Raw genomic sequence first — 19,599 nt, forward strand, 5'->3', positions numbered from 1 at the left:
TTCATCCACGATGCTCATCCACCCGAACTTCGACCCCGTCGCCATTCATCTGGGGCCGCTCGCCGTGCGCTGGTACGGCCTCATGTATCTCGTCGGCTTCATTCTGGCGATCGTGATCGGCCGTCTGCGCCTGCGTCTGCCTTACGTGGCCGCCCAGGGCTGGACCGCGAAAGACATCGACGACATGCTGTTCTACGGTGTGCTCGGCACGATTCTGGGCGGGCGCCTCGGCTACGTGCTGTTCTACAAGGCGAGCTGGTATTTCGCGCATCCGCTCGACATCTTCAAGGTGTGGGAAGGCGGCATGTCGTTTCACGGCGGCTTCCTCGGCGTGACGTTCGCGATGGTTCTATTCGCGTGGCAACGCGGCCGCACCTGGCTGCAGGTCACGGACTTCGTCGCGCCGATGGTGCCCACGGGGCTCGCCTTCGGCCGGCTCGGCAACTTCATCAACGGCGAGTTGTGGGGCCGCGTGACGTCGCCCGACTCGCCGTGGGCCATGCTGTTTCCGGGCGCCGCGAACGACGACGCCGCGTGGCTCGCCGCGCATCCGCAACTGGCTGCGCAGTGGCATTTGAACGAAGTGTTCGCGCAGTACCATCTGCTGCCGCGCCATCCTTCCGAGCTGTATGAAATCGCGCTGGAAGGCATCGCGCTTTTCGTCGTGCTGATTCTTTTCGCGCGCAAGCCGCGCCCCATTGGCGCGATTTCCGCCATGTTCCTGATCGGCTATGGTCTCGCGCGCTTCACGGTTGAATTCGCGCGCGAACCCGACGATTTCCTCGGCCTACTCGCGCTCGGCCTTTCGATGGGTCAGTGGCTCTCGCTGCCAATGATCATCGCGGGTATTGGCTTGATGGTGTGGGCGTATCGCCGCGCCAATCGCACGAAGAACGGCAACGACGGCGCACAGGTCGCGAGCGCGAAGCGCTGACGTACGCTCCACGCGTTTTAGCCCATGAAAAAGGCCACGGTTTTCACCGTGGCCTTTTTACTTGCAGGCTTGCGTGGCGTGTATGGCGCGTCTTACTTCATCTGCACCGACCCGGACACATTGACCGTCACCGTGGATGTGCCACCTTCGAGCGGCACGGGCGACGACATCTTCGCGTCAACCGAAGCGGCGCGCGCGCTCATCATCATCATGGGGCGCGGCATCACGCCCGAGTGCCCCACGTTCACGTCGCGGATCGTGTAGCTGTTGTAGCCGAACGCGCGCGTGGCCGAGAGTGCCTGGTCGCGGAATGAGGCGATCGCCTGGCCTTGAAGCTTTTGCTCGGCGGCGCGTTGCGCCTCGGGCGACAGCGAGAACTGCACGTTGCCCACCTGCATGATCGACGAGAGATCGCCGGCGAGCTTCGACGCCGCCGCGAAATCATGTGACTCGAGCACGACTTCCGTGCGGCCGCGCCAGGCGGAGATGCGCCCGTCGCGATCGGTGGAGGGGAAGATCGAGAATTGGCCCGAGTGCGCGGTCACACCCGTGACGCCTCTTGCGCGTTGCAGCGCGGCGTCGGCGCGCTGATTAAGCGTTGCCGTGAGCGAGGCGGGGTCGCTCGCTTCCTGTTCGTAGAACAGCGTAATGTTGACGACGTCTTGAGGCACTTCGGCGCTGGCCTGCGCGGAAAGCGACAGCACGCCCGAGGGTTGCTGGAAACGCGCATCGCTCTGTGCGAACGCGGCGCCCGGCGCGAGCGTCATGGCGAGGGGGAGGGCGGCAGCGAATGCGGCGGCGAGCGTGACGGCGGTTTTTCGGTTCATTGAGGCTCCTTGCAGAACTGGCGTCGCGCGCGAGGCACCTGGAACGACAACGTAACTGCGCGCGACTGTGCGCGATTGTGCTTGAAGTCGCGCACGGATGCTGTGTGCGTGCCCGGGCCGCCTCAAAACCGCATCACATCAGATGTTTCGTGATGAAGTTCCACTCGGCCGTGGTGACCGGCGTGATCGAAAGGCGATTGCCCTTGGCGAGCACACGCATGTCCGCGAGTTCCTCGTGCTCGCGCAAGGCGGCCAGAGCAATGAGCGGGCACTTCTTCTTGAACACGACGTCGACGAGGACCCAGCGCGGATTCTCTTGTGTCGATTTCGCGTCGTAGTAATGGCTTTTCGGATCGAATTGCGTGGGGTCGGGATAGGCCGTGGACGACACCTGCGCGATGCCCGCGATACCGGGCTCGGGGCAGCTCGAGTGATAGAACAGCACGCCGTCGCCTTGCTGCATGGTGTCGCGCATGAAATTGCGCGCCTGGTAGTTACGTACGCCGGTCCAGGGCAGCGTGCGCTGCGGCGCGTTTGCGAGGTCGTCGATGCTTGCTTCGTCGGGTTCGGACTTCATCAGCCAGTAGCGCATGAGTCGAAGTTCACGTCGAAAGGGGAGAGGGGCAGGCGTGCACGCGCAAATCGAGCCGCACAATGGAAAACGGCATCGGACTGTGGTCCGATGCCGTTTGAATAGGTCCCCGCCATAGCCGCTAGGCCGGCATCCTGAACCGAGGGTTCAGAATTGGTCGCAGTTAGCAGCACTTCGGGTACATCAGACTGTGTGACGCGCACGCCCGTGCTACAAATTTCCGCAACCGTGCACATGGCATTGGTTCAAGGAATATATGACCTTGGCGAACCAGGCAGGGAAGCTGACTAAACTGTTTTACTACGTGTCTAGAAACGCGCGTTTCTAAACAAATCAATGCTGCCGATGAACAACATCATACCGCACATTGGCGCTTGAAACTGCGGCGTACTGCAGCGCTTATTGCACACCGTACTGGTGAATCACAGCGCCCAATTGTTCATTCATTTGGCGCATTGTACGACGGATTTCTTCGGCTGGGAATGCTTCCCCGTGACGCACGCTGGTTTGCAGGCGCAGCAGTTCCGAAGCGAGCGAGAGCGCGGCCATGACGGCAATGCGATCGGTGCCGCGCACGTTGCTGTGATTGCGGATCTTCGACATTTCGGCGTCCACGCGCGCCACGGCTTCGAGCAGCGCCTGTTCCGTTTCCGGCGAACAGACGAGGCGATAGGTTTGGCCGAGTATCGTCGCTTCGATCTGCTTGGTGGTCATGCATTTTCTCCGTGGCGGGCCGCGTTGCTGTCGTCGTCGTTGCTCTGCGACGGATCGAGCAGATCGAGCTGGTTGTCGCGCTCATTCCCTGCGCGTGCGCGTGGCAGCTTTTCGAGGATCGCGTTCAAACGCACCTGCGCATCGTCGATCTTGGCCGAGAGTGCATCGCGCTCTGCTTGCAGCGTGGCGCGCTCCTCGCGGACCTGTTCGAGTTCGGCGCGTGTTTCGTCGCATTGCGCACGCAGCTGCGCGAGTTGCTCTTCGAGTGCGAGGCGTGCTTCGTGTTGGCGCTGATTAATCTCGATCAGCCGCCCGATGTTTTGTGAGAGTGTTTCGAGTTCGTTGAGCATGTGCTGCGTCCTCTAAAGACAGGCATTCTAGCGCGGATTAACACGTATTTTGATAATTGTGTCGTTTCCAGACGTAACAACCCGGCTTCTTACCCGAATCAGACCCGAATCCCTCGCTACGTGTGCTGCATAGGCCAGGCGGGAACGCAATTTGCCACGGCCGCGCGCGCAGCGCGTCGTCTCGATCAGGGTCCGCGCGTTATAACATCACGGATTGATGGTCTTTTGCCAGTGCTTTTGTGAGCGGCTTTGCCACGCCGTTTTTGCCACGTTCTGCCACACATCATGCAGAATCTTTAGCGACAAACAAACTGCGCGCTGACGTGGCCTGCGATATCCCTGCTGTCTTTCTGTGTGAGTTTGATTGATACCCGCCGCTGAGTTCCCCGATGCATTCCATGAGCCGCGATGAGTCCCATGCTGTGCCGCCGCTGCACGCGCTGCCGCGCCGCTCGATGAGCGCGCGCCGCGCGTGCATGATCTGGTGCGCGCTCGCGGCGGCCGCGTTCGTGGTGTTCGCCGCATCGCTCGTAGCAGGCAGCGTGAGCGTGACATTGGCGCAGGCGCTCGCGGCGCTCACTCCCGCGCACGGCGCACCCGATATGGCGATTGAAATCGTGCGCACGCTGCGCTTGCCGCGCGCGCTCGCGGGCTTTGCATGCGGTGCGCTGCTCGCGCTGGCGGGCGCGCTGTTGCAGGTGCTGCTGCGCAATCCGCTCGCGGAGCCCTATGTGCTCGGTGTTTCCGGTGGCGCCGCCGCGTTTGCGCTGGTGGCGATGATGGCGGGCGTGGCGTGGTGGGGCGTGCAGGCGAGCGCATGTGCGGGCGCGTTCGTTTCGATCCTGCTCGTGCTTGGCCTCGCGCGCCGCGAATTGTGGCGTGGCGAGCCGCAGGACAGCTCGCCACGGCTTCTGTTGACGGGCGCGGTGACCGCGGCAGGCTGGGGCGCGTTGATCACGCTGCTGCTCACACTCGCGCCCGACACGCGCCTGCGCGGCATGCTGTTCTGGCTCACGGGCGACCTCAATGGCGCAGGCATGCCGTGGCCCGCGCTCGTGATGCTTGGCGTGGTCCTTGCGTGCATCGTCCCGGCCGCGCCGATGCTCAACGTGCTGTTGCGCGGCGACGCCGCTGCGCAGGCGCTCGGCGTGCCGGTGCTGCGTCTGCGAATCGGCATTTATCTTGCCGCCTCGCTCGCGGCGGCCGCTGCCGTGACGACGGGCGGCACCATCGGCTTCGTCGGGCTCGTCGTGCCCCACATGCTGCGCCTCGCGTTCGGCAACGACCAGCGCATGCTCGTGCCCGCCGCCGCGCTCGCCGGCGGCGTGGCGGTGATGGGCGCGGACCTCGTCGCGCGTACGGTGGCGGCGCCCGCGCAGTTGCCGGTGGGCGTCGTGACCGCGCTTGCGGGCGTACCCGTTTTCCTGTGGATGCTGCTTGCGAGGCGCGGACGATGAGCGACGCACGTCCGCCTCTTCTCGCGGTCCACGCGCTCACGTTGCAAGCGGGCGCGCGCACGCTTGTCGAATCGCTCACGCAAAGATTTGCCGCTGGCGAAATCTGGTGCGTCGCGGGTGCGAATGGCGCGGGCAAGACCACGCTGATCGACGCGCTCGCAGGCCTGCGCGAGCCTTCGGCAGGTCGCGTGGAAGTGGAGGGCATCGCGCTCGCACACTGGGCGCCGGTACGTCTCGCGCTGCGTCGCGCGCTCATGCCCCAGGATCAGCGCGATGCATTCAGCGCGAGCGTGATCGACACCGTGCTGCTCAATCGCTACCCGCATCTTTCGGGCTGGGGCTGGGAAGGCGACGCCGATCGTGCCGCTGCGCACGCCGCGCTCGCCACGCTCGGCCTCGAAGCGCTCGCCGCGCGCGACGTGCTCTCGCTCTCGGGCGGCGAGCGCCAGCGTGTCGCGCTTGCGGCCGCGTTGTGTCAGGGCGCGCCGCTTCTGTTGCTCGACGAACCGCTTGCGCATCTCGACCTGCATCATCAGATTGCGTGCCTTGAAGCGCTCTCGCGCTGGGTGCGCAATGAGGCGCGTGCTGTGCTGTTCTCCTGTCACGATCTCAATCTTGCGCGGCGTTTCGCGACGCACGCGCTCCTGCTCGACGGTCGCGGCGGTTTTTACGCGGGCCCCGTGCGCGAAGTGCTTACGCCCGAGCGCGCGAGCGCCGCGTTTGGCCATCCGCTCGTGCTGATCCGCGAGGGCGGGCACGAGGCGCTTGTGCCTGCGCTCGTGCCCGCGCCCGCGCTTTCGCCAACTCCTGGGCCGGCCTCTTCCCTATCGCATTCGCCGGGACCGAACGGCACGCACTAATGCGCCGCTTTCGCCCGCATCACTTCGAAACGAAACACACCATGACGTCATCGCTTACCGAACTGCTCGCCGTCGAACCGCTCGATCTCTCGTTGCGCGACGAACTGCAACGCCTCATCGACACGAAGACCAAACCGCCCGGCAGTCTCGGCCGCCTCGAAACGCTCGCGCGCCAGCTCGGCATGATCCAGGGCACGACGCGCCCGAGCGTCGTGCGTCCCGTGATGATCGTGTTCGCGGGCGACCACGGCGTTGCCGCCGAAGGCGTGAGCCCGTACCCGCAGGCCGTGACCGCGCAGATGGTCGCGAACTTCGTGGCGGGCGGCGCGGCCATCAATGCGTTCAGCGGCGTGGCGGGACTCACGCTCGAAGTCGTCAACGCGGGCGTGGCGACGCCGCTGCCGCCGTCGCCCACGCTCGTCGATGTGGCCATCGCACACGGCACGCGCAACTTCGCGCGCGAGCGCGCCATGACGCGCGACGAAGCCATCGCCGCGCTCGCGGCGGGCGCTGACCGCGTGCGCCACCACGCGGCGCTTGGCACGAACGTGATCGGTTTTGGCGAAATGGGCATCGCGAACACGTCGTCGGCAGCGTGCCTGATGAGCCGGCTGTGCGGCGTGCCGATCGACGAATGCGTCGGGCGTGGCACGGGTCTTGATAACGCGGGCCTCGCGAAAAAGCGCAACGTGCTCGCCGCCGCGCTCGCGCATCATGCCGATGCGCGCGAGCCGCTCGACGTACTCGCCGCGTTCGGCGGCTTCGAGATCGCGATGATGGCCGGCGCATACCTCGAAGCGGCGCGCTCGCGCATGGCGATTCTCGTGGACGGCTTTATCGCGACCGCGGCGCTGCTCGTGGCCGACTCGCTTGCGCCCAACGTGCGCGACTACTGCGTGTTTGCGCACGCATCGAACGAAGCGGGGCACCGCCGTATGCTCGATCACTTCGGCGCGCGCGAACTGCTCACGCTCGACCTGCGTCTGGGCGAGGGCACGGGCGCGGCGCTCGCCGTGCCGCTCTTGCGTGCGGCGGTGGCGTTCGTGAACGAAATGGCGAGCTTCGAGTCGGCCGGCGTCGACGATCGCAGCGATCGGCACGCCTGAGCGCCGCGCGATGAATCCGCTTGCGGAGCTGCGTTATTTCTTCACGGCGCTGGGCTATTTCACGCGCGTGCCGGTGCCGCGCTGGGTCGGCTTCGAGCCTGCCTGGCTCAATGCGGCGGCGCGCTATTTTCCGCTCGTCGGCGCGTTGATCGGCGCGCTCGGGGCACTCGTCTATCTCGCCGCGTTGCGCGTGTTTCCCGCGAGCGTGGCCGTGCTGCTGTCGATGGGTGTCACGCTGCTCGCGACGGGCGCCTTTCACGAGGATGGCCTCGCCGACTGCCTCGACGCTTTCGGCGGCGCGTACACCCGTGAGGACGTGCTGCGCATCATGCACGATTCGCGCATCGGCGCATTCGGTGCGATTGGTCTCGTGGTCGCGCTTGCGCTGAAGTGGCAGACGCTCGCCGCGCTGCCCCCCGCACGCGCGGCGATGCTGATGGTCGCCGGCCACGCGGCGAGCCGCGCATGCGCGATCAGCTATCTCGTCTCGCTCGAGTATGTGCGCCCCGAGGGCAAGGCCAAGCCCGTTGCGCAGCGCATGAGCGTTGCCGCGTGGCTGTGCGCGTGCGGGTTCGGCTTGCCGTGGCTGTTCTGGCCGGTGTGGTCCGGTGCGCCCGACTGGCGCACGGGCGTCGCGACGCTCGTCGTGCTCGCCGTGCTGCGCTACGCGCTCGGGCGCTACTTCGTGCGCCGCATCGGCGGCTATACGGGCGATTGCCTCGGCTTCGCGCAGCAGGTGTTCGAGATCGCCATCTATCTCGTGGGGCTCGCATGGATCTCGTTCTGATCCGCCATCCGGCCGTGGCCGTGGATGCGGGCGTGTGCTACGGCGCGAGCGACGTGCCGCTCGCGGGCGACGCAACCCAGCAGGCGGCGCACCTCGCCGAGCGGCTCGCAGCGCTCGGCGTGCGCGAACCGCAGCGGATCGAAACGAGCCCGCGCACGCGGTGCGCGAGCGTGGCGGCGGCGCTGGCCGGTGTGCGCGGCCACACGCCGCAAGCCGAAGCATGCCTGGCGGAGATGGATTTCGGCGCGTGGGAGATGCAGCGCTGGGACGCGATCGAACGCACACAGATCGACGCATGGGCCGCGAATTTCGAGCACGCGCGCGAACACGGCGGCGAGAGCGTTGCGCAGTTCGATGCGCGCGTGAGCGGGTGGTTCGACACGCTCGATGCGCACGAGAAGTCCACCGTTTGGGCCGTGACGCATGCGGGCGTGATTCGCGCCGTCACGGCGCGCGCGCTCGGCATGCCGCTCGCGCGCTGCGTGCGCTGGCCGCTGGAGATGGGCGCCATCGTGTGCCTGCGCTACGACGCGTTCAACGCACAGTGGCTGCTCTCGCGCTGGAACGCGTAGCCGGTCGATTCGGAGATCGAATCAATGCGCCGCGGCCTGGCGTGAACGGGCGAGATCGAGATCCTTGCACAGCTGCGCCGCGCCCTGGGCGATGCGCGGCGCGGGCCGCGTGAGCAGATCGCCGTCGATCGCGAAGAGGTTGCCGCGTGCAACAGCAGTGAGCGTGGGCCAGGCGCGCCAGCGCTCGAGGCTCGGCAGTGGGCGGTCCGGCGAAGTCGCGCCTTGCGAAGCGCTAACGATCGCATCCGGATTCGCGGCGAGCACGGCTTCCGTGGAAACCGTCGGCACGAGCGGATCGAGCGTCGCGAACACGTTGCGGCCGCCGCACAACGCGATCACGTCGCTGATCATGTGCGAACCGTTGATGGTCATCAGCGGCTGATCCCAGACTTCATAGAACACACTCACGGGCGCGCGCTGCGCATAGCGCGCGCGCAACTGCGCGATGTCGCGGCGGTAGGCGCTGGCGGCCGCCTGCGCCGTGGATTCGGTCCCGAGCAACACGCCGAGGCGCGTGAGCGAGGTCGCCACATCGTCGAGCTTATGCGGCTCGCTGAAAAAGAGCGGAATGTGCAGATCGCGCAGACGATCGAGTTGTTGCTGCGCGTTGCCATGACGCCAGACCACGATGAGGTCGGGCTTGAGCGCGGCGATGCGCTCGAGGTCGAGCGCCCGATTGTCGCCCACGCGCGGCACCTTTTGCGCTTCTGGCGGGTAATCGCTGTAGGCCACGGCGCCGACCACCTTCGCGCCGCCGCCCGCGGCATAGAGCAGCTCGGTCACGTGAGGCGCGAGGCTCACTACGCGCTGCGCGGGCGCGGGAAGGGTGACGGTGTTGCCCGCGTCGTCGATGGCGGTGACGGTTGCATGGGCGGCGCATGGGCCGAGCGCTGCGACGAAAAGCGTGAGCGCCAGGATCGCGGCGCGCATCAGTCGAGCGTCCGCATGGCTTGTTCGAGCGCGCTTTCGAAGCGCCGCCATTCGTCTTCGGAGGCGGGCAGGCCAAAGCGCAGGCTGGCCGGCGCGTCGAAGCGGCGCGTCCACACCGCATGCCGCGCGAGCGCGTGCTGCAGCGCCGCTGCGCGCGGGTCCGTGATCCACGCGAAGAGCGGCGTCGCGTGTGGCGCGAAGCCGTGAGCGCGTAATAGTGCAACGAGGCGTGCGCTCTCGGCGGTGAGGCGCACGCGCATTGCGCTTTGCCACGCGCTGTCTTCGAATGCATGGGTGACGGCGTGGCGTGCGGGGCCGCTCACGGTCCACGTGCCCAGATTCGCGCGCAGCGCGGCTAACAGCGCGGGTTGAGCGAGGGCGAAACCGCAACGCGCGCCTGCGAGCCCGAAGAATTTGCCCGGCGAGCGCAGCACGACGAGTCCTGCGCGGCTGGTTGCGTGCGCAAGCGTTGCGGAACGCTCGTTACCGAATGCATCGGTAAACGCTTCGTCGACGATCAGCGTACCGCCGCGCGAGGCGAGTTGCGCATGCCAATGCAGCAGGTGCGCGGTAGCGAGATGCGTGGCCGTCGGATTGTTGGGATTGACCACGACGGCATGCGTGACGATATCGGGCAGCGCGGCGTGCGCGACGTCGAGCGGCACGATCTCATGGCCTGCGCGCGCGAACGCTGGCGCGTACTCGCCGTAGGTGAGCGGGGCGATCGCGACAGGGGCTCGCGTCAACAACGCGGGCAGTGCGCGGATCGCGGCCTGGCTGCCTGCCACGGGCAACACGTGCTGCGCGTCCGGCGCGCCGTAGTAGCGCGCGGCACACGCGGCGAAGCCGTCGCCGTCGTCGGGCAGGCGGCGCCATGCCGTTGGCGGCACGGGCGGCACGGGATAGCCATGTGGGTTGATGCCGGTCGACAGGTCGATCCAGGCGTCCCACGCAATGCCGTAACGCTCGGCGGCTTCGTGCAGATTGCCGCCGTGCGCGACGAGAGCGGCTAGGTGCTCAGACATGGGTCGCCACGCTCAGGAATGCCAGCGCGAGCAGCGCGGCGAGCCACAGGATGGTGGTGCGCTCCACGAGCCGCAGTGCCGCCTCCACGTGCTGCGCGCGCGGCGGCGAGCCTGCGCCGAGCGCCGGGCGTTCTTCCAGCGTGCCGTGATAGACGGCCGCGCCGCCCAGCAGCACGTTCAGGCTGCCCGCGCCCGCGGCCATCACCGGGCCCGCGTTCGGGCTCTCCCAGCGATGCGCCTGCTCGCGCCAGCAGCGCAGCGCCATGCGCGTGTCGCCGAGCAGCGCGTAGCTGGCGGCGGTGAGGCGCGCGGGAATCCAGTTCAGCACGTCGTCGATACGCGCGGCCGCCCAGCCAAAGCGCAGGAAGCGCGGGGTGCGGTAACCCCACATGGCATCGAGCGTGTTGGCGAGACGGAAGGCAAGCGCACCGGGGCCGCCTGCGATCGCGAACCAGAATAGCGCGCCGAAGATCGCGTCATTGCCGTTTTCGAGCGCCGATTCGACGGCGGCGCGCGAAAGTGCGGTGGCATCCGCGCCCGCTGTATCGCGCGAGACGATGCGGCCAGTCAGCTCGCGCGCGGCGGCGAGGTCGCGCCGCGCCAGGGCGGCGCCGATTGGCGCGATGTGTTCGGCAAGGCTGCGTGCACCGAGCGCGAACCATAGCAGCGCGACATGCAAGGCCCAGGCGAGCGGCCAGGGCAGCAGCGCGCACAGCAGCGCGGCGACGATAACGGGCGGCGCGACGGCGGCGAGCCACGCGAGCAGGCCGAGCGGCCGGCCGCGCCGACCCGTGTTCAGGCGCGCCTCGATGCGGTTCGCGTAGCGGCCGAAGGCGACGAGCGGATGCGCGCGGCGCGGTTCGCCGAGCCAGCGGTCCACCGCGACGCCGGCCACGGCGAGCGCAGCGGTAACGGGAAGCGTGAGCATCATGAGGCCTCGCGCGGCGCCTTGAGCGCGAGAGGCAGGCCCGCGGCGACCAGCGTGGCGCGGTCCGCGAGCGCCGCGATGCGCTGATTGAGGCGGCCGAGTTCATCCACATACAGGCGTGTGGCCGGGCCCATCGGCACGACGCCCATGCCGATCTCGTTGCTCACCACGAGCACCGTGCCTTGCGCGCGCGCGCAGGCGGCAGCGAAGGCGTCGAGGCGCTCGCTCCAGTCGGGCAGCGGCGAGTCGGCATCGGCGGGGCACAGCAGATTCGCGAGCCACAGCGTGAGGCAGTCGATCAGCACGCACTGGCCGGGCGCGGCCGCCGCGTCGAGCGCACCCGCGAGATCGAGCGGCGCTTCGGAGAGCGCCCAGTGCGCGGGCCGGCGCGCGCGATGGTGGCCGATGCGCTCAGCGAATTCGAGGTCGTTCGTCACGCGCGCGGTGGCGATATAGGTGACCGGCAGGCCGCTCGCGGCGGCGAGGCGTTCGGCGTGCGCGCTCTTGCCCGAGCGCGCGCCGCCGACGATGAAGGTGAGATCGCGCGAATTCATCGCGTGATTGTAACGGCTGCGGTTCGCCGTACCGTCATCCGTTCGGCCAACGTCGCGCCGGGGTCCTGCAGGGTGCGGCAGGGCGATGGGATAATGCGCGTTCGCCTTCCCGTGTACAGCAGGCCCACCCAGGGCCCACCCGTCATCACCGCTTCATGACCGCCACGCTACCCGCCGTGCCTCGTGTACCCGCCGGCACACTGATGATCCAGGGCACGACCTCCGACGCCGGCAAGAGCACGCTCGTCGCCGGCCTGTGCCGCCTCGCGCGCCGCGCGGGCGCGCGCGTCGCGCCGTTCAAGCCGCAGAACATGGCGCTCAACAGCGCCGTGACCGTGAATGGCGGCGAGATCGGCCGCGCCCAGGCGCTGCAGGCCATCGCCGCCGGCATCGAGGCGCACACCGACCTGAATCCGGTGCTGCTCAAACCCAATAGTGATCTCGGCTCGCAGGTCATCATCCACGGCAAGGCGCGCATGAATCTCAACGCGCGCGCGTACCAGGATTACAAGCCGCTCGCGCGCGAGGCCGTGCTCGAGTCCTATGGGCGTTTGCGCGCGCGCTACGACACGGTGTTCGTGGAAGGCGCGGGCAGTCCCGCCGAAGTCAACCTGCGCGCCAACGACATCGCGAACATGGGTTTCGCCGAGGCGGTCGATTGCCCTGTCGTGCTCGTGGCCGACATCGACCGTGGCGGCGTGTTCGCGCATCTGATCGGCACGCTGGCCTGTCTTTCGGAGAGCGAGCGCGCGCGCGTGAAAGGTTTCGTCATCAACCGTTTTCGCGGCGACCGCACGCTGCTGGAACCGGGCCTCGCGTGGCTAGAGCAGCAGACAGGCAAGCCGGTGCTCGGCGTCGTGCCGTACCTGCACGGCCTCACGCTCGACGCCGAGGACATGCTGCCGGGTGCCGCCCACAGCGGCGCACAGGCCGAGGGCGAGACGCTGCGAGTCGTTGTGCCTGCGCTGCCGCACATCAGCAACCACACCGACTTCGACGCGCTGCGCGCCCATCCGCAGGTCGATTTCACGTATGTGCGCACGGGCGAAGCGCCGCCCGCGGCCGATCTCGTGATCCTGCCAGGCTCGAAGAACGTGCGCGACGACCTCGCGTGGTTGCGCGCCCAGGGCTGGGAGACGGCGCTCGCGCGGCATCTGCGGTATGGCGGGCGCGTGATCGGCATTTGCGGCGGGATGCAGATGCTCGGGCGCGCGATTGCCGATCCGCATGGCGTGGAGGGCGAGCCCGGCGCGGTCGAGGGCTTCGGCTGGCTCGACTACGAGACCGTGCTCACACGCGAGAAGACGCTGAAGAATGTGACGGGCGCGCTGGCGCTGGAAGGCGGCCACGCGGCGCCGGCGCGCGTTGCGGGCTACGAAATTCATATGGGCGAGACGCGCGGACGCTCGCTCGAGTTTCCAGCGCTCAGGCTCGCTGTGGGAGAGGAGGGGACGACGCGCCCGGACGGCGCGCGCTCGGCGGATGGCCAGATTCTCGCCACCTACGTGCACGGCCTGTTCGACACGCCCGAGGCGTGCGCGGCGCTCGTGCGCTGGGCCGGGCTCGCGCTGGCGCGCACGGTGGACTATCCGGCGCTTCGAGAGGCGTCGCTTGAGCGGCTGGCGGATACGCTCGCGGCGAGCCTCGATCTGGAGAAGGTGTTCGGCGTGATCAGCTAGAAGCGTGACTAAAAGCCAGGTAAAAGCGCAGCGCCCGGCTCAATAAAGCACCATCTGCGTACAGCGGAACAGCGCGATGGTCTTGCCGTCCGGGCCCTTCACCGTCGCGTCCCAGACCTGCGTGCTGCGCCCGAGATGCACGCCCGTCGCCACAGCCGAGATCGTGCCTTCGCGCGCGGTGCCGAGATGGTTGCTCTTGATCTCGATGGTCGTGAAGTTCTTCGCGTTGGGCGGCAGGTGGGCGAGGCAGGCGTAGCCGCAAGCCGTATCGGCGAGACCGATTACCGTGGCGGCGTGCAGGAAGCCATTGGGGGCGAGCAGGTCGCTGCGCACATCGAGTTCGGCGCGCATCAGGCCTTGCTCGAGGGCGATCGGACGAAAGCCCAGCAGATCGGGCAGGCGGCCGCGCTGCCGTTCGAGCAGGGTTTCGATCGTGACGTCGTGGCGTAGGGTGCTCATGGTCGGTCAGTCTCCTGTATTTGATGTGAACAATGCGGTGAACGATGCGCTTGCGCGCACGTGGGGGACTTCGGCGGCGCGCAATTTGCCGATATTATCGGACGGTTGATTCGGGGCGCTCGTTCGTCTGCAAGTCGCCTCGCCAGGTATCGAACAACGCATCAGGCAAAAATCACGGCAATCCGGCTGGCCAGGCGCCAGCCATCCTGACGGGAGCATTCATGACGGTAATCGTGGTGGCGAATCCCAAGGGCGGCGTGGGAAAGAGCACGCTGTCCACCAATCTGGCCGGCTATTTCGCCGCACAAGGCGAGTGGGTGGCGCTCGCGGACCTCGACAGGCAGCAGTCCTCGCATGCCTGGCTCGATCTGCGGCCCGCGACGCTGCCGGCCATCGAAAGCTGGCAGGTCGATCTGGACAACCCGGCGAAGCCGCCGAAGGGACTCGAGCACGCGGTCATCGACACGCCCGCGGGCCTGCACGGCAACCGGCTCCAGGCGATCATCGAACTGGCGGACAAGGTGATCGTGCCCCTGCAGCCCTCGATGTTCGACATTCTGGCCACCCAGGACTTTCTGAACCGCCTCGCCAAGGAGAAAGCCGTGCGCAAGGGCGCGATCCAGGTGGGCGTGGTGGGCATGCGGGTCGATGCGCGCACGCGCTCGGCCGAGCAGCTGCAGCGCTTCGTCGAGGGGCTGGAGCTGCCGGTGCTCGGCTATCTGCGCGACACGCAGAACTACGTGCAGCTCGCCGCGCACGGCCTCACGCTATGGGATGTCGCGAAGAGCCGGGTCGAGAAGGACCTCGACCAGTGGCAGTCGATTATCGGCTGGATGGACGGCAAGCCAGCTGACAAATAAGCGGGCAACTGCGAAGCGGGCAATTGCGGCAGCGCGGGCTCGAAGCGCCGCGCCGGCCGCACTCGCGTGTCAGCTCCAGCTTTGCGTGGGCACGTGGTCGCGGCTGCCCTTGATGCGGTTGTTCTCGTCCACGAACACGAGGTCCGGCTTCCAGCCGGCCTTGAGCTCTTCCTCTTCCACGTTCGCGAAGGCCGCGATGATCACGAGGTCGCCCAGTTGCGCGCGGCGCGCGGCCGAGCCGTTCAGCGAGATCATGCCGCTGCCGCGTTCGCCCTTGATCGCGTAGGTCGTGAAGCGCTCGCCGTTGTTGATGTTCCAGATGTCGATGCGCTCGTTTTCGACGATGTTGGCCGCTTCGAGCAGGTTTTCGTCGATGGCGCACGAGCCTTCGTAGTGCAGTTCGCAGTGCGTGACCGCGACGCGGTGGATCTTCGACTTCAGCATATGGCGTTGCATGGAGGGTCTCCTCAGGCGAGCGGGCGCGCGGCCCGCCGCGGGTAAGCGGAATCTGGCGGAAGCGGGTGAGCGCGGGGCGGCGCGGCCGTCCCGCAGGCGTCGTCAGATTTCGAGGTTGTCGATGAGGCGCGTGGCGCCCAGCTTCGCCGCGGCCAGCACGACGAGCGGCGACTCCGGGTCACCAGCTACGCCCGGCGCGGGCGGCAGCAGGTTCGCGCGCTTGCGGATCGCGATGTAGTCGGGCTTCCAGCCACGCGCGGCGAGCGTGGCCATGGCGTCGAGTTCGAGTTGCTGGAAGTCGCGGCGGCCCGACAGCACCGACTCGCGGATCGCGCGCAGCACGCCCGCCAGTTGCGGCGCCTCGGCGCGCTCGGCTTCGGTCAGGTAGCGGTTGCGCGAGCTGAGCGCGAGGCCGTCGGCGTCGCGCACCGTTTCCGCGGCAATCACTTCGGTCGGCAGCGCGAACTGGTTGCACATCGCGCGCACGATCATGAGCTGCTGGTAGTCCTTCTTGCCGAACACGGCCACGCGCGGCTGCACGCACGACATCAGCTTCATGACGACCGTGCACACGCCCTCGAAGAAGCCGGGGCGGAATTCGCCTTCCAGAATGTCGCCGAGGTCGTGCGGCGGGCGGACGCGGTATTCCTGCGGCTGCGGGTACATGTCGCGCTCGGTGGGCGCGAATAGCACGTAGACGTTTTCCTTCTGCAGCTTCTCGATATCGTCCTGGAGCGTGCGCGGATATTTGTCGAAGTCCTCGTTCGGGCCGAACTGCAGCCGGTTGACGAAGATGCTCGCCACGACCGGGTCGCCGTGCTGGCGCGCGAGGCGCATCAGCGAGAGATGGCCTTCGTGCAGGTTGCCCATGGTCGGCACGAACGCGGTGCGGTTTTGGCCGCGCAACTGGTCGCGCAATTCCTGAATCGAGCTAATGACTTTCATGATCGGATGCTTTATGCCTCGCGCGGGGCAAGACTTGGGTGGCACGGCCGCAAGCCAGAGACCCGGACGAGGGGCCGCGAGCGGACGTCGCGCGCCCGGTCCGCGCAGATGGCGCGGCAAGTACGACGTGTGCCCCGTATATGGGACGAGACCGGGCAGGCGCGGGCGATTGTAGTGGATTTGTGAACGCGGCGCACCCGCCTCGGATAGGGGGTTGTCCTGGCGTTCCGCTGTGCGGCCCGGCGGCCGCCTTCGTCTGATGCCGTCCTATTTATTGACCCGGCGCGCGCCTGGAGAAGGATCAGGCGGGCAAATACGCGAGCCGCACGTAAATCGGCGCGAACGGTTCGGGCTGCGTGATCTCGATGAGCGATTCGCGCGACAGCTCCAGCATGGCGATGAAGTTCACGACCACGACGGGCACGCCGCGCGTGGTGTCGAACAGCTCGGAGAACTCCATGAAGCGCTCGCCCTGCAGCTTGCGCAGGATGATGCTCATATGCTCGCGCACCGAGAGTTCCTCGCGCGAAATCTTGTGATGCTGGACGAGCTTCGCGCGCTTGATGACGTCGGCCCACGCGGCGCGCAGGTCGTTGCTGTCCACGTCGGGAAAGCGCGGCGTGATGCTCTGCTCGATATAGACCTCGGCGCGCAGGAAGTCGCGGCCGAGTTGCGGCAATTGGTCCAGACGCTGGGCGGCGAGCTTCATCTGCTCGTATTCGAGCAGGCGGCGCACGAGTTCGGCGCGCGGGTCCTCGGCTTCCTCGCCGGTGTCGGCCTTCTTGACCGGCAGCAGCATGCGCGACTTGATCTCGATGAGCATGGCCGCCATCAGCAGATATTCGGCCGCGAGTTCGAGGTTGGTCTTGCGCAGTTGCTCGACGTAGCCGAGGTACTGGTTCGTGACCTCCGCCATCGGAATATCGAGGACGTTGAAGTTCTGCTTGCGGATGAGGTACAGCAGCAGGTCGAGCGGGCCTTCGAAGGTCTCGAGGAAAACTTCGAGCGCGTCCGGCGGAATGTAGAGGTCCTGCGGGAGCTTGAAGAGCGGCTCGCCGTAAAGGCGTGCGAACGCGACGCCGTCGACCGTATCGGGCGTCGAGTCGGTCGCGGGCGTGGTCAGCGCCTCACCGGGCGTTGGCCCGGGCGCGTGGCCCGCGTGACTGGCCGCGTGCTCGCCCGCTGGCGGCGCGCCGACCCCCTCGGCCTCGGCCATCAGAAGTTCTGGTAGTAGACGTAGGACGTTTGCTTCACGCGCGAAGCCTGCTGGCGCTCGCGCTCGTCGAGGTCGATCGGCTGCTTGTCCCACAGGAGCGCACGGCCCTTGCGTTGCTGTTCTTCGAGCTGCGGCTTTTGCTGCTTGAGCTGGTTGATGAACTGCGTGATGTCCGACTGATACATGGCTGACGTCCGTCCAGTAAGGCGGGGCGCCTGATTGCGCCGCGCCGCTAATTCTGTCGGCGGCAATTTTACCGCAAGCCAACGCCGCGGAACATCCGCGCCGACTTTCGTGCTCCTCCCCCTTTGCTGCCGTCTTGCGGCCCCTTTGCGCCGCCTCCTGGGGTTTTTACGCGCCGATGTGGTGAAATAACGCGTTTGCGCCCGTTGCCGCCCTCCGTGCCCTGCGCGCGAGCGGCGCAACCGGCGCCAACCAGTTCTACGACGGCCGGAGGTGGCGTTTGGCGGGATGGGTGATCGAAGCATTGTGCGCACGGCGGCGCCCCTCGCGGGCGGCGCGGCCACCGCTCGCCGCGTGCCTGTTCATGTGCCTCGCCGTGCTCTCTGCCGTGGCGCCGCCCGCCCAGGCGGACATCCTCACGACCCTCCTGCCGTGGATGCGCCCGCGCACCTATTACGACGTCGATATCCAGGCCTCCCCGCGCGACCTGCGCAAGCTCTTCGAAACTCACCTCGACATTGCGCGCTTTGCCACGCGCGCCGACGTGAACGAGGACCAGTTCGAGTTCCTCGTGACCGCGACGCCGCAGCAGGTCCGGGATCTGGCCTCGACGGCGGGCTATTTCACGCCGGTCGTGCGTACCGATGTACGCACGATCGACGGCAGGCGGCACGTGCGCGTGAGCGTCGACCCGGGGCCGCGCACCACGATTTCGTCGGTCAAGCTCGTCTTTCGCGGCCCCGTGCTCACGGAAGACCCGGCGCAGGAGAACACCGCGCGCTTCGCATTCTCGCTGCACGACGGCGACGCCTTTACGCAGTCAGGCTGGGACGATGCCAAGAACGCCTCGCTCAAGGCGCTGCAGGCGCGCCGCTACCTGGGCGCCAAGATCGTGTTTTCGGAGGCGCGGGTCGATCCGCTGCAACATGACGCGCAACTTTCCGTAACGTTCGACAGCGGGCCGACCTTTACGCTTGGCAAGCTCGACGTTTCGGGCCCGCAGCGGTATCCGGGCTACATCATCGACAACGTGAATCCGCTCTCGCCGGGCGAAATCTACGACCTGAACCGCGTGGCGGAACTCCAGCGCCAGGTGCAGAACACACCGTACTACGCGAGCGTGGCGATCGACGTCGACGCCAACACGCAAAAGCCGGTCGATACGCCCGTGCACGTGAAGGTGAGCGAGTTCCCGTTCAACAACTTCCGCGGCGGCGTGGGTTATTCGACCGACACCGGCGCGCATGTCCAGGGTTCCTATACGTATCTGAATACGTTCGGGGCGGCGTGGCCGTTCCAGGTGCAGGGGCGGCTCGACCAGATCCAGAAGTTCGGCCAGGTCCAGCTTTCGATGCCGCCGGGCCCGCGCGCGTGGACCAACAGCCTCGTCGCTTCCTACACGACCACCGACGTCTCGGACACGAACATCTATAGCGCGCGGGTTGGCGTGCAGCGCACGCGCACCTCGCAGAACATCGACTACGCCTACGCGCTGATGTTCTACGACGACCGCCTCACGCAGAACGTGGGGCCGTCGTCGCGAGCCTATGCGCTCGTGCCGACCTGGGGCTGGACGCGCCGCAACGTCGACGACCCGCTCTTTCCGCGCACGGGCAACATCATTCGCATGGAGGCGGGCATCGCGCTCAAGAACGTGGGCGCCGAGCAAAGCTTCCTGCGCGCCTACATGCGCGGCCAGCAATACCTGCCGATCGGCCGCAGCGACATCATGGTGTTTCGCGCGGAACTGGGCGGCGTGTTCACGAGCGGCCCGTCGAGCGGCATCCCCGCGTCGCTGCTGTTCCGTGCGGGCGGGTCGAACTCGGTGCGCGGCTACTCGTTCCAGAGCATCGGCAACGACCAGTCGGGCTCGATCCTGCCGACCAAGTATCTCGTCACCGGGTCGGCGGAATACCAGCACTGGTTCAGCCACGACTGGGGCGGCGCGGCGTTCTTCGACGTCGGCACCGCCACCGACACCTGGGGCGAAAAGGAGTTCGACCCGGGCGCGGGTATCGGCGCGCGCTGGCGCAGTCCCGTCGGGCCGGTCAACCTCGATCTCGCCTATGGTTTTCGCACTCACAGCGTGCGGCCTTATCTGACACTCGGGATCGCCTTCTGATGATGACGCGCTCGCTGTTCCGTTTCGCCACGAACCCTGCGCC

At 67.2% G+C, this 19,599-nt stretch carries 22 protein-coding genes and 1 other RNA gene; 9 read left to right on the forward strand and 14 right to left on the reverse strand.

Annotated features, from left to right (window positions below; all coding sequences use genetic code 11):
* The first annotated feature begins 10 nt into the window (after positions 1 to 10).
* Complete coding sequence (lgt, locus tag FAZ97_RS03620; protein WP_158757233.1) at positions 11 to 934, forward strand: prolipoprotein diacylglyceryl transferase; 924 nt, start codon at positions 11 to 13, stop codon at positions 932 to 934.
* 92 nt (positions 935 to 1,026) lie between these two features.
* On the opposite strand, the gene FAZ97_RS03625 is transcribed toward lgt, so the two are convergent.
* The 5 genes from FAZ97_RS03625 to FAZ97_RS03645 all read right to left on the reverse strand — a co-directional run bounded on the left by FAZ97_RS03625 (position 1,027) and on the right by FAZ97_RS03645 (position 3,417).
* On the reverse strand, positions 1,027 to 1,761 hold the full coding sequence (locus tag FAZ97_RS03625; protein ID WP_158757234.1) for an SIMPL domain-containing protein: 735 nt from the start codon (positions 1,759 to 1,761) through the stop codon (positions 1,027 to 1,029).
* 133 nt (positions 1,762 to 1,894) lie between these two features.
* Positions 1,895 to 2,353 carry an EVE domain-containing protein gene (locus FAZ97_RS03630; RefSeq protein WP_158757235.1) on the reverse strand — a complete coding sequence of 153 codons (459 nt, stop codon included), beginning with the start codon at positions 2,351 to 2,353 and terminating at the stop codon, positions 1,895 to 1,897.
* Positions 2,354 to 2,455: 102 nt separating this feature from the next.
* A non-coding RNA gene (gene ssrS / locus FAZ97_RS03635) (6S RNA) lies at positions 2,456 to 2,637 on the reverse strand.
* A 115-nt stretch (positions 2,638 to 2,752) separates the two neighbouring features.
* On the reverse strand, positions 2,753 to 3,067 hold the full coding sequence (locus FAZ97_RS03640; RefSeq protein ID WP_042268772.1) for a cell division protein ZapA: 315 nt from the start codon (positions 3,065 to 3,067) through the stop codon (positions 2,753 to 2,755).
* On the reverse strand, positions 3,064 to 3,417 hold the full coding sequence (locus tag FAZ97_RS03645; RefSeq protein ID WP_158757236.1) for an ATPase: 354 nt from the start codon (positions 3,415 to 3,417) through the stop codon (positions 3,064 to 3,066). The genes FAZ97_RS03640 and FAZ97_RS03645 overlap by 4 nt, the downstream gene beginning before the upstream one ends.
* Positions 3,418 to 3,815: 398 nt before the next feature.
* On the opposite strand from FAZ97_RS03645, the gene FAZ97_RS03650 reads away from it, so the two are divergent.
* The 5 genes from FAZ97_RS03650 to cobC are packed head-to-tail and all read left to right on the forward strand — an operon-like array spanning position 3,816 to position 8,199.
* A complete protein-coding gene (locus FAZ97_RS03650) occupies positions 3,816 to 4,874 on the forward strand; it encodes a FecCD family ABC transporter permease (protein WP_158757237.1) in 1,059 nt (352 codons plus the stop codon).
* Positions 4,871 to 5,734 (forward strand): ABC transporter ATP-binding protein, encoded by an 864-nt coding sequence (locus FAZ97_RS03655; protein ID WP_158757238.1) that lies wholly within the window; start codon positions 4,871 to 4,873, stop codon positions 5,732 to 5,734. The genes FAZ97_RS03650 and FAZ97_RS03655 overlap by 4 nt, the downstream gene beginning before the upstream one ends.
* Before the next feature lie 41 nt (positions 5,735 to 5,775).
* On the forward strand, positions 5,776 to 6,840 hold the full coding sequence (gene cobT, locus FAZ97_RS03660) for a nicotinate-nucleotide--dimethylbenzimidazole phosphoribosyltransferase (protein ID WP_158757239.1): 1,065 nt from the start codon (positions 5,776 to 5,778) through the stop codon (positions 6,838 to 6,840).
* A 10-nt stretch (positions 6,841 to 6,850) separates the two neighbouring features.
* Positions 6,851 to 7,627, forward strand: coding sequence for an adenosylcobinamide-GDP ribazoletransferase (locus FAZ97_RS03665; protein ID WP_158757240.1), 777 nt, complete (start codon positions 6,851 to 6,853; stop codon positions 7,625 to 7,627).
* The gene (gene cobC / locus FAZ97_RS03670; RefSeq protein WP_158757241.1) at positions 7,612 to 8,199 is read left to right on the forward strand and encodes an alpha-ribazole phosphatase; all 588 of its coding nucleotides are present in this window, start codon (positions 7,612 to 7,614) and stop codon (positions 8,197 to 8,199) included. Before FAZ97_RS03665 ends, cobC begins: the two co-directional genes overlap by 16 nt.
* A gap of 21 nt (positions 8,200 to 8,220) precedes the next feature.
* On the opposite strand, the gene FAZ97_RS03675 is transcribed toward cobC, so the two are convergent.
* The 4 genes from FAZ97_RS03675 to cobU are packed head-to-tail and all read right to left on the reverse strand — an operon-like array spanning position 8,221 to position 11,636.
* Positions 8,221 to 9,129: a cobalamin-binding protein gene (locus tag FAZ97_RS03675; protein ID WP_158757242.1), complete on the reverse strand. Its 909-nt coding sequence runs from the start codon at positions 9,127 to 9,129 to the stop codon at positions 8,221 to 8,223.
* The gene (gene cobD / locus FAZ97_RS03680; protein WP_158757243.1) at positions 9,129 to 10,154 is read right to left on the reverse strand and encodes a threonine-phosphate decarboxylase CobD; all 1,026 of its coding nucleotides are present in this window, start codon (positions 10,152 to 10,154) and stop codon (positions 9,129 to 9,131) included. The genes FAZ97_RS03675 and cobD overlap by 1 nt, the downstream gene beginning before the upstream one ends.
* Positions 10,147 to 11,082, reverse strand: a complete 936-nt coding sequence (gene cbiB, locus FAZ97_RS03685) for an adenosylcobinamide-phosphate synthase CbiB (protein ID WP_158759041.1) — start codon at positions 11,080 to 11,082, stop codon at positions 10,147 to 10,149. The genes cobD and cbiB overlap by 8 nt, the downstream gene beginning before the upstream one ends.
* On the reverse strand, positions 11,082 to 11,636 hold the full coding sequence (gene cobU / locus FAZ97_RS03690; RefSeq protein ID WP_158757244.1) for a bifunctional adenosylcobinamide kinase/adenosylcobinamide-phosphate guanylyltransferase: 555 nt from the start codon (positions 11,634 to 11,636) through the stop codon (positions 11,082 to 11,084). The genes cbiB and cobU overlap by 1 nt, the downstream gene beginning before the upstream one ends.
* A 155-nt stretch (positions 11,637 to 11,791) precedes the next feature.
* Here cobU and FAZ97_RS03695 point away from each other — a divergent pair, with 155 nt between their 5' ends.
* The gene (locus tag FAZ97_RS03695; RefSeq protein ID WP_158757245.1) at positions 11,792 to 13,315 is read left to right on the forward strand and encodes a cobyric acid synthase; all 1,524 of its coding nucleotides are present in this window, start codon (positions 11,792 to 11,794) and stop codon (positions 13,313 to 13,315) included.
* Positions 13,316 to 13,354: 39 nt separating this feature from the next.
* Here FAZ97_RS03695 and FAZ97_RS03700 read toward each other — a convergent pair whose 3' ends face one another.
* The gene (locus tag FAZ97_RS03700; protein ID WP_158757246.1) at positions 13,355 to 13,774 is read right to left on the reverse strand and encodes a PaaI family thioesterase; all 420 of its coding nucleotides are present in this window, start codon (positions 13,772 to 13,774) and stop codon (positions 13,355 to 13,357) included.
* Between the two features lie 221 nt (positions 13,775 to 13,995).
* Here FAZ97_RS03700 and FAZ97_RS03705 point away from each other — a divergent pair, with 221 nt between their 5' ends.
* Positions 13,996 to 14,634, forward strand: a complete 639-nt coding sequence (locus FAZ97_RS03705) for a ParA family protein (RefSeq protein WP_158757247.1) — start codon at positions 13,996 to 13,998, stop codon at positions 14,632 to 14,634.
* 69 nt (positions 14,635 to 14,703) lie between these two features.
* Here FAZ97_RS03705 and panD read toward each other — a convergent pair whose 3' ends face one another.
* The 4 genes from panD to FAZ97_RS03725 form a co-directional block, all read right to left on the reverse strand.
* Positions 14,704 to 15,090 carry an aspartate 1-decarboxylase gene (panD, locus tag FAZ97_RS03710; RefSeq protein WP_028207747.1) on the reverse strand — a complete coding sequence of 129 codons (387 nt, stop codon included), beginning with the start codon at positions 15,088 to 15,090 and terminating at the stop codon, positions 14,704 to 14,706.
* A 102-nt stretch (positions 15,091 to 15,192) separates the two neighbouring features.
* Positions 15,193 to 16,035: a pantoate--beta-alanine ligase gene (panC, locus tag FAZ97_RS03715; protein WP_158757248.1), complete on the reverse strand. Its 843-nt coding sequence runs from the start codon at positions 16,033 to 16,035 to the stop codon at positions 15,193 to 15,195.
* 301 nt (positions 16,036 to 16,336) lie between these two features.
* On the reverse strand, positions 16,337 to 17,251 hold the full coding sequence (locus FAZ97_RS03720) for a segregation and condensation protein A (RefSeq protein ID WP_233271627.1): 915 nt from the start codon (positions 17,249 to 17,251) through the stop codon (positions 16,337 to 16,339).
* On the reverse strand, positions 17,251 to 17,436 hold the full coding sequence (locus FAZ97_RS03725) for a DUF3460 family protein (protein ID WP_069265440.1): 186 nt from the start codon (positions 17,434 to 17,436) through the stop codon (positions 17,251 to 17,253). Before FAZ97_RS03725 ends, FAZ97_RS03720 begins: the two co-directional genes overlap by 1 nt.
* 362 nt (positions 17,437 to 17,798) lie before the next feature.
* Here FAZ97_RS03725 and FAZ97_RS03730 point away from each other — a divergent pair, with 362 nt between their 5' ends.
* Positions 17,799 to 19,556, forward strand: coding sequence for an autotransporter assembly complex protein TamA (locus FAZ97_RS03730; protein ID WP_158759043.1), 1,758 nt, complete (start codon positions 17,799 to 17,801; stop codon positions 19,554 to 19,556).
* Positions 19,557 to 19,599 lie beyond the last annotated feature (43 nt).

It is taken from the genome of Paraburkholderia acidiphila (genome assembly GCF_009789655.1).
Taxonomy (GTDB): domain Bacteria; phylum Pseudomonadota; class Gammaproteobacteria; order Burkholderiales; family Burkholderiaceae; genus Paraburkholderia; species Paraburkholderia acidiphila.